The sequence below is a fragment of the Roseateles sp. P5_E1 genome (assembly GCF_054049335.1).
In genome coordinates, this window is the sequence record NZ_JBFUMN010000004.1 from 78,506 (window position 1) to 94,168 (window position 15,663).

Below are 15,663 nucleotides of genomic sequence, written 5' to 3' on the forward strand. Positions count from 1 at the left end.
GCATCCCTTGGGTCCGGCGCACCACAGCGCGCACGGTGGGCATCATAGGCAAGGGGTCGACGCGCTCACCAAGCCTTGAAGCGCCCCGTGACATGCAGCAGCGCCATGAACTGCAGCAGGCCGTCGTAGTAACGCCATTGGCCGGCGGGCGGCTCCAGCGCCCAGAGATCGTTGACAAAGCGCGCACCCAGCGGCTTGTCGACGAGCAGGGCTGCGACGGCATTGCTGGCCATCAGGCCCGTGGCGGCCTCGTCATTCAAGGGCTTGCCGTCCACCGCGTAGAGATGAGGGTAGGGCTTGCCGTCCTTGCCTTGTGAAGCGAAGAAGCCCAGCAGCTTGCGGCTCAAGCCCGCGGCGTCCGGGTTCTTGTCCCACCAGGCCTGGTCGACACTCCAGTTCACCGCCGTGCGGAAGGCGTCGTAGCGGAAGTCCTCATGGCCTTCATGCACGCGCGGGCGGCCGTCGAATTCGGCGTAGTCGGGCGTCAGGCCGGTCTTCGGATGGGCCGCCACGGAGAAGTAGGCGCGGCTGATCCCGGCGATCTCGGCCCAGCGCTCGCGGTCCTCGAGTTTGGCGGCGCGGCGGGCCCAGATCTCGTAGAAGGCGGGCAGGTGGTAGGACGGGTCGCTGAAGTCGGCCGCCTTGCCGATAGGCACGAAGACGACCTGGCCGCGCTCGGGCGAGAACATCGAGCGCACGCCGTCGACGATGCCGCCGTTCATCTGCTCCTTGTGCAGCATGGTGCTGAGCAAGGCCTGGGCCTGGGCGTTGTAGTCGTACAGGCCCTGGCCATTGCCCCAGCGGGCGGCCGCCATCAGCAGCGCCGTGGCGAAGTACTCCTCGCCGTCGGACGCGGGCACGGTGTCCTTGTCGCAGCCCTTGGGCCGGCATTGCCAGCGAAAGTAGCCGGCGCGCGGGCCCGTGCGGTAGCGCATGTGGGTTGCGGCCCAGTTCCACAGCGCGTCGAACTCGGCCTTGCGGCCCATCTGCACGGCAATCATCATCCCGTAGGACATGCCCTCGCTGCGCACATCGGCGTTGTTGACGTCCAGCACATAGGCCGCCGGGCCGTCGGGGGTGGCGGGCGCGGGGTAGACGACACGGTGTTCGGCGTCGCCCTCGAACAGCGACTGCCAGTAGCCGGCCAGCCTGGCGTCGATGTCGGCCTCGGTCACGCTGGGGCGGATCTCGCGCAGCAGGTTGCGGTAGTTGCCGGTATGTGCCGCGCCACGCGGCGGGAGGGTGACCGAAGCCAGCGGTGCCAGCACCAGCTTTTGCAGCACCGCGTTGTCATCGAGGCGCCAGACCTTGATGACATGGCGGCCGGGCTGCAGGCTGGCAAAGCGTGCGCTGAGCACAAAGCCGTTGTCCTTGACGGCCTGCGCCCAGTCCTTCTCGCCGCGGCTCAGCTCGGGGCCTGCAGTCGGCACCAGGTTCAGCTTGAGCTCCTGCGCCGGCAACTCGTCGACGGCCACGGCCAGGCGGATGCCGCCCGCATTGCGCGTGTCCAGCGTCGGCACCATGTGCAGGCTGAGCAGCGTGTCGCCGGCATGCGACGTGTCGACGTCGTACTCCAGCCGCACGCCATCGGCCAGCGTTGTCGGCGCGTGGCCTTGCGGCAAGGCCGTCACAGCGCCCAGGCCGTGGCCGAGGTTGGGGATGACCGTCCAGGTCAGGCCCTGGCCGTTGATGGCGCGGCTGAACCGAATCGCCTCCAGCGTGATCGCGTTCGACGGTTCTGCCGTGGCGCGCTCCAGCTGGCGTTGAACTTCGGCCGGATCGGCGCTGCCCGCCACGCGCTTCACCGCCGGCATGATGTTCTTGTCCGGCTGCTGCCAGCTCGTGTAGCCGATATGGGTCTGCAGCATCATGCCGGCCCATTTGCCGTTCGCGAGGGCGTGGTACTGGTCGGCTATGGCCTGGTCGCGCTGGAAAGCAGCCTCGGCGCGGTCGGCAAAGACATTGGCGCGTGCGTCACCCGCCGCAGCCAGCTTGCGGTTCCATGCCGCCGCGTAGTGCAGCCGGTAGAGGTTGGCCATCGCCAGCACGGGGTGCTCGATCAGCTGGAAGTAGGCGTCGAGCTGGTCGGCCTTCAGCCCCGCCTTGACCTTCGCCACGCGCGCTTCCAGCACCTCCCATTCGGCGACGCGGCGGCCGAAGTCGCCGCCATCCAGCGCATCGGGCGAGGCGTTGCCGAGACGGAAGCTGCCCGCATCGACGAGCTCAGGCTTGCGCCGTGCCGCATACTGGCTGTAGCGCGTGACCAGCTCTCCAATCTCCGCGGCTTGAGCGCCGCCGAAGGTCCGCGCCGCCCAGTCGCGCGGGTAGGCCGTCAACGCCGCCGGCGTCATGCGCGTGGGCGACCAGGCCATGTCGAGGAAGAAGCTGATCGGGAACTCCATCGGCTTGATGTCGCCGACATTGACGATCCACAGCGCGTCCGCTCCGCGTTCGTGGGCCAGGTTCATCTGCTGCCAGGTCTTCTCGATCTGGTTGGTGTTGAGCCACTTGTAGTTGCGCGGCCCGCCCACGTAGTCGAAGTGGTAGTACACGCCGTAGCCGCCCTTGCGGTCGAGGTCTTTCACCGGCAGGCGGCGGATCTGGCCCCAGTTGTCGTCGGCAAACAGCAGCAGCACGTCGTCGGGCACCTGCATACCCTTGTCGTAGTAGTCCTGCACCTCCTTGTAGAGGGCCCACATCTGCGGCGTCCGGTCGGCCGGCTGGCCGGTCACGTCGGCAATGATCTTGCGCTGGTCGCGCACGACGCTTTCGAGCAATGCGGTGGCCGTGCCCTCGCTCATCGGCTCGTCGCCGTCGCCGCGCATGCCCACGGTGACGAGGGTGTCGAAGGCCTTGCCGCCGGGCCGGCCCATCGTGCGCTGGATGCCGCCGCGCCAGAACTCGCGCAGCTGCTCGGGGTTCTTCGCGTAGTCCCAGGCGCCGCCCTTGGAGCGCGCCCATTCGTCATGAGCCCGCGACATCGGCTCGTGGTGGGAGGTGCCCATGACGACGCCCATCTCGTCGGCCAGCACCATGTTCCTCGGGTCGTCGGCATTGAAGGCGCGCGGCGCCCACATGGCCGGCCACAGGTAGTTGCCGCGCAGGCGCAGGATCAGCTCGAAGACATGGGCATAGAAGGCCGAGTTGGCGCCGCCGAACCTGGCCTGCGCCCAGGTGCTCAGCGCCGGCGCCTCGTCGTTGATGAAGATGCCGCGGTACTTGACCTGGGGCTGGTCGTCACGGGCGCCCGCGGTGACGAAGACATCGGTCTTCTTTTCCACCGGCACGTCCGCCCACCAGGCCCAGGGACTGACGCCCATGCGGGCCGACAGGTCGTAGGTGCCGAAGACCGCGCCGCGGCGGTCCGAACCGACGATGACGAGGGCACGGGCGATGCCCGGCCAGGGCTGCTCGACGACCACCTGGCGGTAGGCCTCCCAGCGGCCCTTGAGCCCGTCGAGCTTGAGCTTGCGGCGGGCGACGAGATCGTCCAGCATGGGGCTGCGCCCCAGCTCGCCGATGACCACGATTTCGCCGCGCGCGTCGGCGATACGGTTCAGCAGCGCTGCCGGCTTGCCCGACACGCGCTCCAGGTCCGCCGCGAAGTTGCGGCTCGCATGCTGGAGCGCCGGATCGGCCGCAGCATCGACAACAACGCCAGCCGCCTGGCCCGCCTTCACCAGTGCCAGCGCGCGGCCGGGGTCATGCGCGCAGACCGACACGGGTGCGTCGCAAGCCAGGGCGGGCACGCAAACACCAGCCGCGACCAGCAGCCCCGCGAGGATTTTCAAAACACGACGAATCACCGCTAGTCTCCACGCCCGGCGTCCTGGCACGGGACGCTCTTTGGCCATTGATGTTTACGCAATCAGTTTTAAAGCACAAAGATGATCGCGGGGGCTGATCGGGATTTTCCCTGGTATCTCAGCCCACTTCTGCCTGATGCACGCCGCCATGATGAATTCCATAAAGGCGCGCTTCAGCCTATTTATGGTAGCGTAACCTTTTCGAAGCCGCCCGCACTGCCCACGTCCAGCAGGCCACGATTCATGATCCACAACCCCGTGCTGCCCGGCTTCAATCCGGACCCCTCCTTCTGCCGCGTCGGCGATGACTTCTACATCGCAACCTCCACCTTCGAGTGGTACCCCGGCGTGCAGATTCACCACTCGCGCGACCTCGTCAACTGGACGCTGGTGACGCGCCCGCTGAGCCGCAAGAGCCAGCTCGACTTGCGCGGCAACCCGGACTCCTGCGGCATCTGGGCGCCCTGCCTGTCCTACGCGGACGGCCTGTTCTGGCTGGTCTACACCGACGTGAAGCGCTTCGAGGGTAACTTCAAGGATGCGCACAACTACATCGTCACGGCGCCCAGCATCGAGGGCCCCTGGAGCGACCCGGTCTATGTGAACTCGTCGGGCTTCGATCCCTCCCTCTTCCACGATGACGATGGCCGCAAGTGGTTCCTGAACATGCTTTGGGACCACCGCACCGGCTCCATCGGCGGCCAGCCCAAGGCCTCCGCATTCGCCGGCATCCTGCTGCAGGAATGGGACGCCGAACGCCGCCAGCTCGTCGGGTCGGTCACCAACATCTACCGCGGCACGCCGCTGGGCCTGGTCGAAGGGCCGCACCTCTTCAAGCGCCAGGGCTGGTACTACCTGATGACGGCCGAGGGCGGCACCGGCTACGGCCACGCGGTGACGCTGGCGCGTTCGCGCGCGCTGCATGGCCCCTACGAGACCCACCCCCAGCGGCACGTCGTCAGCAGCAAGGACGCACCCGACGCACCGCTGCAGCGCGCCGGCCACGGCCAGGTCGTGCAGTTGGCCGACGGCAGCGTCTACCTCGCCCACCTCTGCGGCCGGCCGCTGCCGGGCACGCGGCGCTCGCCGCGCGGCCGCGAGACGGCCATCCAACGTTGCGTCTGGGGTGAGGACGACTGGCTCTACCTCGCCGACGGCGGCATGGTGCCGGCCGTCGAGGTGGCTGCGCCCACTGATGCGCAGCCGCTGCCGCGCGAAGCCGTGCGACGCAGCTTCGTCAACTGCCCACGCCTGCCGCAGGAATTCCAGTGGCTGCGCACGCCCGAGCCTGACCGGCTGTTCACGCTCACCGGCGGCGCACTGCGGCTGACCGGGCGCGAGTCGGTGGGCAGCTGGTTTGAGCAAAGCCTGGTGGCGCGGCGCCAGGAGGATGCCGGCTTGCGCGCCGAGACGACGGTGGCGGCTTTTTCTCCCGACACCTACCAACAGGCCGCGGGCCTGACCCATTACTACAACCGCCACAAGTTCCACGCCCTCCTCATCACCTGGGCGGACGGGCTGGGCCGCGTGCTGAGCATCCTGTCCTGCCCCGGCGATTGGCCGGACAACCGGTTGCAGTTCCCCCTCGGCGAACCCGTGCCTTTGCCCGCCGAGGGCCCGGTGCAACTCGCTGCCGACATCGACGGCCCGCATCTGCAGTTCCTCGCCGACTGGGGCCAGGGCTGGCAGCCCGTGGGGCCGGTGCTGGACGCCAGCGTCATCTCCGACGAAGGCGGCCGCGCCGAGCATGCCTCCTTCACCGGCGCCTTCATCGGCATGCTGGCCTTCGACACCAGCGGCCGCGCCCGAACGGCTGACTTCACCCGCTTCGACTACTTGCCTCGATGAGCACCCAGGGTTCAGCAGCCGATCCCGCGGTCTTCACGCTCGGCACGGCTGGCGGCCTGCAGATCCAGGTCAGCGATTTCGGTGCGCGCTGGCTGTCCTGCCTCGCGCCCATGCCGGATGGCAGCCGGCGTGAGGTCGTGCTCGGGCACGCGATGCCGGCCGATCACCTGCGCGAGCCCGGCTTCTTTGGCGCCATCGTCGGCCGCTATGCCAACCGCATCGGCGGCGCCGCCATCACGCTGGACGGGCGCGCGCATCGGCTCGTCGCCAACGAGGGCGAGAACCAGCTGCACGGCGGTCCGGATGGCTTCGACCGCCGCAGCTGGACGGTCGTCGACCACGGTACGCACCACCTGCGCCTGGCCCTGCATTCGCCCGATGGCGACCAGGGCTACCCCGGTGCACTGAGCGCCGAAGTCGAGTACCGCCTGGACCCGCAGCGCCCAGTCCTCACGCTGCACTTCGGCGCCCGCGTGAGCGCGCCCTGCCCGGTCAATCTGACCAGCCATCCCTACTTCAATCTCGACGGCTCGGCAGCGCCCGTGCTCGGCCATCGGCTGCAGGTGGCCGCGAGCGCGATGCTGCCGGTGCGGCCCGACATGGTCCCGACCGGCGAAGTCGCCCCGGTCAACGGCACGCCCTTCGATTTGCGTCAGCCACGCCTCATCGGCGATGGCCTGGGCCAGGGCGAGCAGCAGGCGCGCGGCAGCGGCTACGACCACTGCTTCGTGCTGGACGAGAACGCCGCACGCGGCGAGGCGCCCGCCGCCGCGCTGGTCTCGGCCGACGGACGCCTGGCCATGCGACTCTTCACCAACTACCCTGGCCTGCAGGTCTGCAGCGGCAATTTCGTGCACCATGCCAAGGGCCGCGACGGCCTGCCCTTTTCACGCCATGCCGGCATCGCGCTGGAGCCGCAGTTCTTCCCGGACGCGCCCAACCACCCGGCCTGGCGCGAGCAGGGCTGCATCCTGCGCCCCGGCCAGACGCTGGCGCGCTGGATGCGCCTGGAGTTCGACGCCCTCGCCCGATGAAGCCGCTGCCCATGACCAAGACACCCGAAGAGCTGCGCAGCGCGCGCTGGTTCGCCAAGGACGATTTCCGCAGCTTCGGCCATCGCAGCCGTGTGCTGCAGATGGGCTACGCCGCCGAGGACTTCATCGGCAAACCCGTCATCGCCATCGTCAACACCTGGAGCGATGCCAACCAGTGCCACAGCCACTTCAAGCAGCGGGTGGAGGACGTCAAGCGCGGCGTCCTGCAAGCGGGCGGCTGGCCACTGGAACTGCCGGCCATTTCGCTCAGCGAAAGCATGGTCAAGCCGACGTCCATGCTCTATCGCAACTTCCTCGCGATGGAGACCGAGGAGCTGCTGCGCAGCCACCCGGTGGACGGCGCCGTGCTGATGGGCGGCTGCGACAAGACCACGCCCGGCCTCTTGATGGGCGCGCTGAGCATGGGCCTGCCCTGCATCTACCTGCCGGCCGGCCCGATGCTGCGCGGCAACTGGCGCGGCCAGGTGCTGGGCTCGGGGTCGGACGCCTTCAAGTACTGGGACGAACGCCGCGCCGGCCGCCTGAGTGACCAGGCCTGGGCCGAGATGGAGGCCGGCATCGCGCGCAGCCACGGCACCTGCATGACGATGGGCACGGCGGCCACGATGATGGGCATTGCCGAGGCGTTGGGCTTCACGCTGCCGGGCGCCAGCAGCATCCCCGCGCCAGACGCCAACCACATCCGCATGTCGGCGGAATGCGGCCGGCGTATCGTGCAGATGGTGTGGGGGGACCTGACGCCAGCGAAGTTGCTCAGCAAGGGCAGCTTCGCCAACGCGATTGCAGTGGCCATGGCCATGGGCTGCAGCACCAACGCCATCATTCATCTGGTCGCCATCAGCCGCCGCGCCGGGCTGCCGGTCACGCTGGACGACTTCGACGCGGCCAGCCGCCATGTCGGCGTCATCGCCAACATCCGGCCCAGCGGGGATGCCTACCTGATGGAGGACTTCTTCTACGCCGGCGGGCTGCCCGCGCTGATGAACGTCATGCGGGACAAGCTCGACCTCGGCGCGCTGACCGTCAACGGCCGCACGGTGGGCGAGAACGTCGCCGGCGCCGAGGTGTTCAATGCGGACGTGATCCGCGCGCTGGACAACCCCATCTACGCCGAAGGCGCGCTGGCCGTGCTGCGCGGCAACCTCGCGCCGGACGGCGTCGTCATCAAGCCCAGCGCCGTGGCGCCGCATCTGCTGCAGCACACCGGCCGGGCGCTCGTGTTCGACGACTACCCGAGCCTGAAGGCCGCCGTCGATGACCCGGACCTGGACGTGACCGGCGACGACATCCTCGTGCTGCGCAACGCCGGCCCGAAGGGTGCCGGCATGCCGGAGTGGGGCATGCTGCCTATCCCGACCAAGCTGCTGAAAGCCGGCGTGACGGACATGCTGCGCCTGTCCGACGCACGCATGAGCGGCACCAGCTACGGCGGCTGCCTGCTGCATTGCAGCCCCGAGGCCTTCATCGGCGGCCCGCTGGCGCTGGTGAAGACGGGCGACTGCATCACAGTCGACGTGCCGGCCCGCCGCATCCACCTCGAAGTCAGCGACGAGGAACTTGCCGCGCGCCGCGCCGCCTGGACACCGCCGCCCGCGCGCTACGAGCGCGGCTACGGCTGGATGTTCGCCCGCCACATCCTGCAGGCCCATGAGGGCTGCGACTTCGACTTCCTCGAAACCCAGTTCGGCGCACCGGTGCCGGAGCCGGTGATCTACTAAGAACTGCTTGCCCCACATGCTGAAGAACACAGCCACAGAGACACGGAGGCACAGAGAGAGCCGGATGCCTCTGTGTCTCTGTGCCTCTGTGGCTGTGTTCCTTGGCCCTTCCAATTGAGCCCCACATGAACCCCGACACCCGCAAGAAGCTGATGGGCGTCAGCACCGCCACGCTGTGCACGGCCCTGTTCAAGCGCGGCCTGCGCGGTCAGTTCATCCAGGACGTGCGCCCGCTGAACCCCGGCCTGCCGAACATGGTCGGCCCGGCTTACACGCTGCGCTACATGCCGGCGCGCGAGGACCTGAACGACATCAGCGTGTTCAAGGACCGCGCCCATCCGCAGCGCAAGGCCGTCGAGGAATGCCCGGAAGGCGCGGTGCTGGTCATCGACAGCCGCAAGGATGCGCGTGCCGCTTCGGCGGGCGGCATCCTGGTGGCCCGGCTGATGGTGCGCGGCGTGGCCGGCGTCGTCACCGATGGCGGCTTTCGCGACAGCCCCGACATCGCCCGCTACAGCATGCCGGCCTACCACTCGCGCCCGAGCGCACCGACCAACCTGACGCTGCACCAGGCCATCGCCATCAACGAGCCGATTGGCTGCGGCGATGCACCGGTGTTCCCGGGTGATGTGATCGTCGGCGATGCCGAGGGCGTCATCGTCATCCCGGCCCACCTGGCCGACGAGATCGCGAACGAAGCCGTCGAGATGACCGTCTTTGAGGACTATGTGCAGGACAAGGTGATGGGCGGCCGCAGCGTGCTGGGCCTTTACCCACCGACCGATGCCGACGTGGCCGCGGACTTCGCGGCCTGGCGTCAGCTCAAGGGGCGCTGACCTTCGGGCATCGCCTGTCGAGCACTTCGACAGGAAAGGCTTCGGCCATCACGCGATAGCCGGCCAGCGAAGGATGCAGGCCGTCGTTGTCGACCTCGGCACGCAGGAATGCCGGACGCGCCGGGTCGCGCATCAACGCATCGAAGTCCACCAGTGCATCGAAGCGTCCCGGCTCACGCAGCCAGGCGTTCAGCGCCTGGCGATCGGCCTCGTTCTCGGCTTGCGGTGAGTAATAGCCGCTGCCCGAATAGGGCATGACGGTCGAGGCGATCAAGCAGACGCCGCGTGAGCGGGCACGCTGGGCGAGGTCAGTGAAACCAGCCTTCATCTCGGCCAGCAGCGTGGCGCGAGACTCGGGCGTCGTCGGCCGGCCGCGGTGGCTGACGCCGAGATCGTTGACGCCGATCAGCACGACGGCATGCGTGGCACCAGTTCTTTCCAGCACGTCGCGGTCAAAACGCGACACGAGGTTGGGGCCGAGCCCGTCGCGCAGCAGGCGCCCACCGCCGATCCCCGTGTTGATGACCGAGACCTCCCGCTTCTCGGCCATCAGGCGACGCGACAGCACATCGGTCCAGCGTTGGTAGCTGCCCGACGGCACGCCATAGCCGTCGGTGATGGAGTCACCCGTCGCGACGAGGACGGGCAGCACTCTGGCAGCCCGCACGTCCAAGGCTGCCAGATGTCTCCAGCCTTCCTGGGCCACGGCCTCGGGCCAGTCCGCCGTGCCGACGCGATCGCCTGGCACCGCCCAACTGCGGATGCGCGAACCTGGATGCATACTGGCCTGCGCCGGCCCGGCCTGCACATGCATCTGCACGGCGACATCGGCCTGGCGTGGGACGGCGAATTCGATCACGTCGCTCCAGATCTCGGCATGCGCCGGCACGACGACTTCACGCCGACTCCCAAAGCTCAGCGAACGTAGGCTGGCCGCGTTGACCACCACGCCGTCCACCAAGGCCACGCTGGCCGCGCCCAGGGTCAGCGGCTCGGCGCCGAAGAGGTTGCTGATGCGCACCCGCAGGGCCCGCCCTGCGGCGTCCACGCGCACGATCTGGCGCAAGCTGACGTCGCGCAGGGGCTGGCGCCACGCGAGCGGGGCGTCAGCTGGCGGCGCCTGCTCCAGCTGCGCGCTGGCCCAGGCCGCCAGCCAGGTGCCGCCGGCATCGTCTCGCGGCGCGCCGGCGCACCCGGCCAGCAGCAGGATGGCAGTCAGCAGGCCGAATCGGAGGCTCGCTCGTGGAGATGGGCTCATGCCAAAATGATAGCGCAACCATTTGCTCACCATCCAGGCGGCCCGGGGAGCGTGGTTGTTGCACCTGCAGGCCCTGTCCAGAACTCCCGGCTTGCCTTTTCAGCCGCGATCAGCGCCAGAGTCCTGCGCGCTTTTCATCCGCGTACCGGCGCCTGGGCCAACTGCGCCGACCACAGCGGTTGCGTCGCGAGTTCCGCGGCGGTGACGTCGTCAGCCGTCACCGCATATTCATTGCTGCTGCGCTCAACAAAATAGGCAGAGCGGTAGCGCTGCAGCAGTCCCCCGAGTGCCCTGCGGGCCTGATTCGAAGGGCCATTGAAGACGAGGGTCAGCGTGGTCATGGTCGGTGCTTTCATCAAGGGCCGAGGTCATCCCATCGGCCCTCCTTGAACGCCAGGCAACCCGTGCGGTTGACGTTCAAGGTTGATACAGCTTGTGAGCGCACCGCCCAGGCCAAGCGACCCGGCCTACAGGCGCCCCATCAGCAGCAGCACCAACACGATCAGAGGAACCGTGAGCCAACGCCGCCTCGGGACGAAGCGCAGGCCCTGCCAGGACCCGCAGACATCCTCACATCCTCAAAACAGCTGACATGCCGTTCCCGCAGGCTTGATGGGCCTGCCGTGAAGGCGCACAGTGCCAGCCTCGCCAGGAGATCACGATGCGATTCAGCCGCCTCGCCGCACTGTCCCTGGCCATGCTGCCGCTCGGCGCCATGGCAGGGGCGCTGTACGGCACCGTCCGCTCGGACCATGGGCCGCTGGGCGCCGTACAGGTTCAGCTGGCCTGCCCCCGCTTCGGGCAGGGCGCACGCACCACGGAGGCGACGAGCGATGCCAACGGCAGCTTCGCGCTGCGCCTGCCCGTGAATGGCAAGTGCGAGATGCGCGTGCAGCGCGGCACCAGCATCGGCCCGCCATTCGAGGTCTATCTGTTCGAGAACCCCGTGCGCTTTGATTTCGTCGTCGGGCAGCGGCTGGAGAAGCTGCGGTGACGGTCAAGGAGGCGGACAAGGTCAACAACAAGGCGCAAGACAAGGGCAAGCCCGGCGAGAAGGACACCGGCGCCACTCGCCTGGAGTGGATCAAGGCGATCGGCATGCCGGCAGTGACGCTGATCGTGACGGTGGTGGGCGGCTACTACCTGACCGGGCTGCAGAAGGAACGCGAGACGCGCGAAGGCAACGAGAAGCTGTACGCGCAGTTGCTGACGCAGCGCGAGCAGTCGGATGCGCAGATCCGCAAGGACATGTTCAACGTCGTCATCAGCAACTTTCTGAAGGAGCCCAAGAAGGGCGACCTCGAAACGCAGGTGCTGCAACTCGAACTGCTCGCGAGCAACTTCAACCAGTCGCTGGACCTGGCGCCTCTGTTCAAGGACGTGGCCCGCAAGCTGACAGGCAAGGACGCCTCGTCCACGCCGCGCAATGCCGAGTTCAAGAAGCGACTGGACCTCAGCGCGGCCAACCTGATCTCCAAGCAGGTAGACAGCCTGTCGCACCGGGGCTTCGCCAAGGGCTATCCGCAGCCGCTGGGCGGTTGGGCAGAAAACTTTGGCAAGCCCTTCATCGACGAGAAGATCACGCTGCAGCGCCTCATGCCGCGATCACGAGCGGCACCGGGCGGCAAAGGCGAATCCATTCACTTCCAGGTCGAGATCGTGGATGTGAACCTGGAGCGCCGCGAGGTGGAGGTCAGGCTGCGCGTCGACTTCCCGGGGGACTCGGAACAAGACGTGGACCGGCATTTCTGGGTCAGCCAATACGACTTCCCCATGCTGGACAACACGCAGTTGCCGCAGGGGCTTCGCTGCTCCATCGTCATCACCGAGTTCCTGGTGCCCGACGGCCCTGCGGACAGCCGCGAAGCCAACAGCGCCGTCAAGTTCCACCTGGTCGTCTTTCCTGCTGCGAGCGCCAGCTTCAAGGAACGCCAGGACTATGACGACGTGCTGACCGACATGTTGAGGTTCAGCGCCAACCGAGGCGAGAAGGAGGCAGCACGCCCATGAACACAATTCCACTGCCCTGCCGCCGCTCCTTGCTTTGCGGCGTCGTCCTGGTCCTGGCCGCGGCGCTGCGTCCGCAGCACGCCCTGGCATACGCCGCAGCATCGGCGCCCACCGGCAATGACGACGAGGCCCCAAAAGGCAAACCGCCAAAAGACAAGGATCGAGATCGGGACAAATCGACCACCCGGCTGGTCGTCAAGGTCAGTGGCAACGGCAAGCCCGTCAGCCACGCCGACGTGAAGGTCAAGGTCGGCGGCGGCGACGGCATCTCCCTCGTGACCAATGACCGCGGCGAAGCCTCGCTGACTCTCAACGCCCCGGGCGCGGCCGAAGTCCACGTGATTGCGCTGGGCTGGGCGTCCGGTCGCGGCGTCGTGGAACTCAAGGCCGGCGAGCCGACCTCGCTGCAGATCGAACTCAAGAAGTCGCAGTGAAGGCGGCTGCGGATAGCGCCCGGTGAGAAGGGCCCGCCGCGAAGCTCGGGCTCAGGGCGCGGCGATGCCGTCGATGCGGTCCAGGCGCACGATCATGCGGCCAAACTGCTGATTGCGCAGTTCAACCCACAGCCCCGGTTCGATGCGCGTCACCGCGCCCGAGATCGTCTGCCCGGCCACGTAGAGCGTGATGCCGCGCTTGTCCTGCAGCGCCGTGGTGAGCGCCTGCTCGATGCCTCGCGTGGCATCGGTTGCATGAGCAACGCCCGACACGAAGGCGCAGGCGACGACGAGCGCGGCCAGCGCACGGCGTGAGGAAAAGGGGCGGGACGGTTGCACAGACATGGCAGGGCTCCTGAATGCTGGTTGGACGGGCCTTGACTGTGCTCGACGCGGGTCACCAGGAGACGTCAGGCGAGGCAGGGGTTTGTTTCGTTTGTTGTTCGTACCGATCTTGAGAATCAGACACGGCTGACGCTGCGCCACCCTCGCCTGGCGCAGCATGGGCCCCAAGGAGACCACAGCCGTGATCGCAAGCTTGCTCGGCCCGTTGCTGGGTCGCTGGGCGTTTGAACCGTTCGCCAAGGCCTTGCCCCAGATGGGCGACACCGAGCGCGCGGCGCTGGAGGCCGGCACGGTGGGTTTCGAAGGCGCATTGTTCGCCGGCGCGCCGGACTTCGACCGCCTGCTCGCCATGGCGCCCAACCGCCTGACGGCCGACGAGCAGGCCTTCCTGGACGGCGACGTGCGCGAGCTGATTGCCATGCTCGACGACTTTGCGATCGACGAGGCGCACGACCTGCCGCCCGAGGTGTGGCGCTTTCTGCGCGAGCGGCGCTTCTTCGGCATGATCATCCCGCGCGAGCAGGGTGGCCTGGGCTTCGGCCATTTCGCCCACGCCGCCGTGGTGACTCGTATCGCCACCGTCAACGTGGCCACCGCCGTGACGGTCATGGTGCCCAACTCGCTGGGCCCGGCCGAACTGCTGCTGCGCTACGGCACGGACGCGCAGAAGGCCCACTACCTGCCCCGCCTGGCGGACGGCCGCGACCTGCCCTGCTTCGGCCTCACCTCGCCCTACGCCGGTTCCGACGCTGCGGCCATCCCAGACACCGGCATGCTGACCGAGCGCGAGATCGACGGCCACACCGTGCGCGGCTTCAGCGTGCGCTTTGACAAGCGCTACATCACGCTCGCACCGGTGGCCACCGTGGTGGGGCTGGCCTTCCAAGCCGTGGACCCGTCGCGCCCGCCGGCGGAGCAACATCTCGGCATCACTTGCGCACTGATCCCCGTGCCCACGCCGGGGCTGGAGATCGGGCGCCGCCACCGGCCGATGAACTCCGCCTTCATGAACGGGCCCATCCACGGCGACGATGTCTTCGTGCCCATGGACTGGGTCATCGGCGGCGAGGCTCAGGTGGGCCAGGGCTGGCGCATGCTGATGGAATGCCTCGCTGCGGGGCGCGCCATCTCGTTGCCGGCGTTGGGCGCGGCCATGCAGCAGACAGCGCTCTACGTGATGACGGGCTATGGCCGCATCCGCGAGCAGTTCGGCCTGCCCATCGCGCGCTTCGAGGCCATTGCGGGTCTCATAGCCCGCACGGCGGCGGATCTGTACGCGTCCGACGCCGCGCGCCGCTACACGGCAGCGGCACTCGACGCCGGCGAGCGGCCCAGCGTGGCCAGCGCCATCCTCAAGGTGCAGCTCACCGAGGCCGGCCGCCGCGCCGTCAGCACGGGCATGGACGTGCTGGGCGGCAAGGGCATCATCAGCGGCCCGAGCAACCTGCTGGGCGTGGCCTATCGGCATGCGCCCATCGCCATCACGGTAGAAGGCGCCAACCTGCTGTCGCGGGCCCTCATCATCTTCGGCCAGGGCGCCGTGCGCTGCCACCCACACGTGATGGACGAAATGGCTGCCGTGCAGGCCAAGGACGAAGCCGCGCTGGGCCGAGCCCTGCTCGGCCACGCAGGCCACGTCGCGCGCAACCTCGGCGCCAGCCTCTTCGGCGCCGGCCTGAAGGGCCGTGTGCCGCCAGGGCTTGAAAAGGAAGCCCGGCTCATCGCCCGCTTGTCGGCCAAATACGCGCTGACGGCCGACCTCGCGATGGGGCTGCTCGGCGGGCGGCTCAAGCGCATGGAGCTGCTGTCCGCGCGGCTGGGCGATGTGCTCTCCCACCTCTACCTGGCGGCGGCCAGCGTGTGGCGCTTCAAGGTGGAGGAGCAGGGCGAGGGCGACCCGAAGATGCTGCCATTCGCCCGGGCCGCCATCCGCTTCCAGCTCGAAGCCGCCGCGGCCACGCTGCGAGATCTGCACGCCAACATGCCTTCGGGCGCGTTGAAGGCGCTGTCGCCGCTGCTGCTGCACGGCACCCGCCACCTGGCACCGCTGCGCGATCGCGATCTCGTTGCGCTGGCCGAATCACTGCGCACCGATCCCTCGCTCGTGGCCCGCCTGTGCCCCGACTTCACCCCGCCGGCCACCGGCGGGCTGCGCGACCTGGCCGACGCGCTGCGCCTGGCCGATGCATTGGGCGGCGCCCCGGCCGAGGCGGTCTCCGAGCTGAACCGCGCACTGCGCCGCACACACTCGCTGGAAGCCGCCGCCGCCAGCTCGCGCGACCCCGAGGCCGCGCTGGCATATCTGCGCGCGGCGGACAAGGTCATTCAGGTGGACTGACGCGACGAAGCAAGG

At 68.4% G+C, this 15,663-nt stretch carries 12 protein-coding genes; 8 read left to right on the plus strand and 4 right to left on the minus strand.

From position 1 onward, the window contains the following. Nucleotides 1-65 precede the first annotated feature (65 nt). Nucleotides 66-3,806, minus strand: a complete 3,741-nt coding sequence (locus ACXJKJ_RS06225) for a glycosyl hydrolase family 8 (RefSeq protein ID WP_457389493.1) — start codon at nt 3,804-3,806, stop codon at nt 66-68. A 243-nt stretch (nt 3,807-4,049) separates the two neighbouring features. On the opposite strand from ACXJKJ_RS06225, the gene ACXJKJ_RS06230 reads away from it, so the two are divergent. The 4 genes from ACXJKJ_RS06230 to ACXJKJ_RS06245 all read left to right on the plus strand — a co-directional run bounded on the left by ACXJKJ_RS06230 (nt 4,050) and on the right by ACXJKJ_RS06245 (nt 9,263). Then, entirely contained in the window at nt 4,050-5,654 is a 1,605-nt protein-coding gene (locus ACXJKJ_RS06230) for a glycoside hydrolase family 43 protein (RefSeq protein ID WP_457389494.1), read from the plus strand. Beyond that, the gene (locus ACXJKJ_RS06235) at nt 5,651-6,688 is read left to right on the plus strand and encodes an aldose epimerase family protein (protein WP_457389495.1); all 1,038 of its coding nucleotides are present in this window, start codon (nt 5,651-5,653) and stop codon (nt 6,686-6,688) included. Before ACXJKJ_RS06230 ends, ACXJKJ_RS06235 begins: the two co-directional genes overlap by 4 nt. Nucleotides 6,689-6,699: 11 nt before the next feature. Then, a complete protein-coding gene (araD, locus tag ACXJKJ_RS06240) occupies nt 6,700-8,427 on the plus strand; it encodes an L-arabinonate dehydratase (protein WP_457389604.1) in 1,728 nt (575 codons plus the stop codon). A 125-nt stretch (nt 8,428-8,552) separates the two neighbouring features. Next, nucleotides 8,553-9,263 carry a ribonuclease activity regulator RraA gene (locus tag ACXJKJ_RS06245; RefSeq protein ID WP_457322662.1) on the plus strand — a complete coding sequence of 237 codons (711 nt, stop codon included), beginning with the start codon at nt 8,553-8,555 and terminating at the stop codon, nt 9,261-9,263. On the opposite strand, the gene ACXJKJ_RS06250 is transcribed toward ACXJKJ_RS06245, so the two are convergent. Together ACXJKJ_RS06250 and ACXJKJ_RS06255 are read right to left on the minus strand one after the other, a co-directional pair. After that, nucleotides 9,250-10,521 (minus strand): SGNH/GDSL hydrolase family protein, encoded by a 1,272-nt coding sequence (locus tag ACXJKJ_RS06250; RefSeq protein ID WP_457389496.1) that lies wholly within the window; start codon nt 10,519-10,521, stop codon nt 9,250-9,252. The genes ACXJKJ_RS06245 and ACXJKJ_RS06250 overlap by 14 nt on opposite strands. 134 nt (nt 10,522-10,655) lie before the next feature. Beyond that, nucleotides 10,656-10,862 (minus strand): hypothetical protein, encoded by a 207-nt coding sequence (locus ACXJKJ_RS06255; RefSeq protein WP_157282173.1) that lies wholly within the window; start codon nt 10,860-10,862, stop codon nt 10,656-10,658. 320 nt (nt 10,863-11,182) lie between these two features. On the opposite strand from ACXJKJ_RS06255, the gene ACXJKJ_RS06260 reads away from it, so the two are divergent. From ACXJKJ_RS06260 to ACXJKJ_RS06270, 3 genes are read left to right on the plus strand one after another with little or no spacing between them, the layout of a single operon-like run. Then, the gene (locus tag ACXJKJ_RS06260) at nt 11,183-11,515 is read left to right on the plus strand and encodes a hypothetical protein (protein WP_457322660.1); all 333 of its coding nucleotides are present in this window, start codon (nt 11,183-11,185) and stop codon (nt 11,513-11,515) included. Continuing rightward, nucleotides 11,512-12,531, plus strand: coding sequence for a hypothetical protein (locus tag ACXJKJ_RS06265; protein ID WP_457352410.1), 1,020 nt, complete (start codon nt 11,512-11,514; stop codon nt 12,529-12,531). The genes ACXJKJ_RS06260 and ACXJKJ_RS06265 overlap by 4 nt, the downstream gene beginning before the upstream one ends. Before the next feature lie 29 nt (nt 12,532-12,560). Then, nucleotides 12,561-12,965, plus strand: coding sequence for a carboxypeptidase-like regulatory domain-containing protein (locus ACXJKJ_RS06270; protein ID WP_056204841.1), 405 nt, complete (start codon nt 12,561-12,563; stop codon nt 12,963-12,965). Between the two features lie 51 nt (nt 12,966-13,016). On the opposite strand, the gene ACXJKJ_RS06275 is transcribed toward ACXJKJ_RS06270, so the two are convergent. Beyond that, nucleotides 13,017-13,310, minus strand: coding sequence for a hypothetical protein (locus ACXJKJ_RS06275; protein ID WP_056204845.1), 294 nt, complete (start codon nt 13,308-13,310; stop codon nt 13,017-13,019). 181 nt (nt 13,311-13,491) lie between these two features. Between ACXJKJ_RS06275 and ACXJKJ_RS06280 the strand changes: the two genes are divergently transcribed. Continuing rightward, on the plus strand, nt 13,492-15,648 hold the full coding sequence (locus ACXJKJ_RS06280; protein WP_457389497.1) for an acyl-CoA dehydrogenase: 2,157 nt from the start codon (nt 13,492-13,494) through the stop codon (nt 15,646-15,648). Nucleotides 15,649-15,663: the final 15 nt, after the last annotated feature.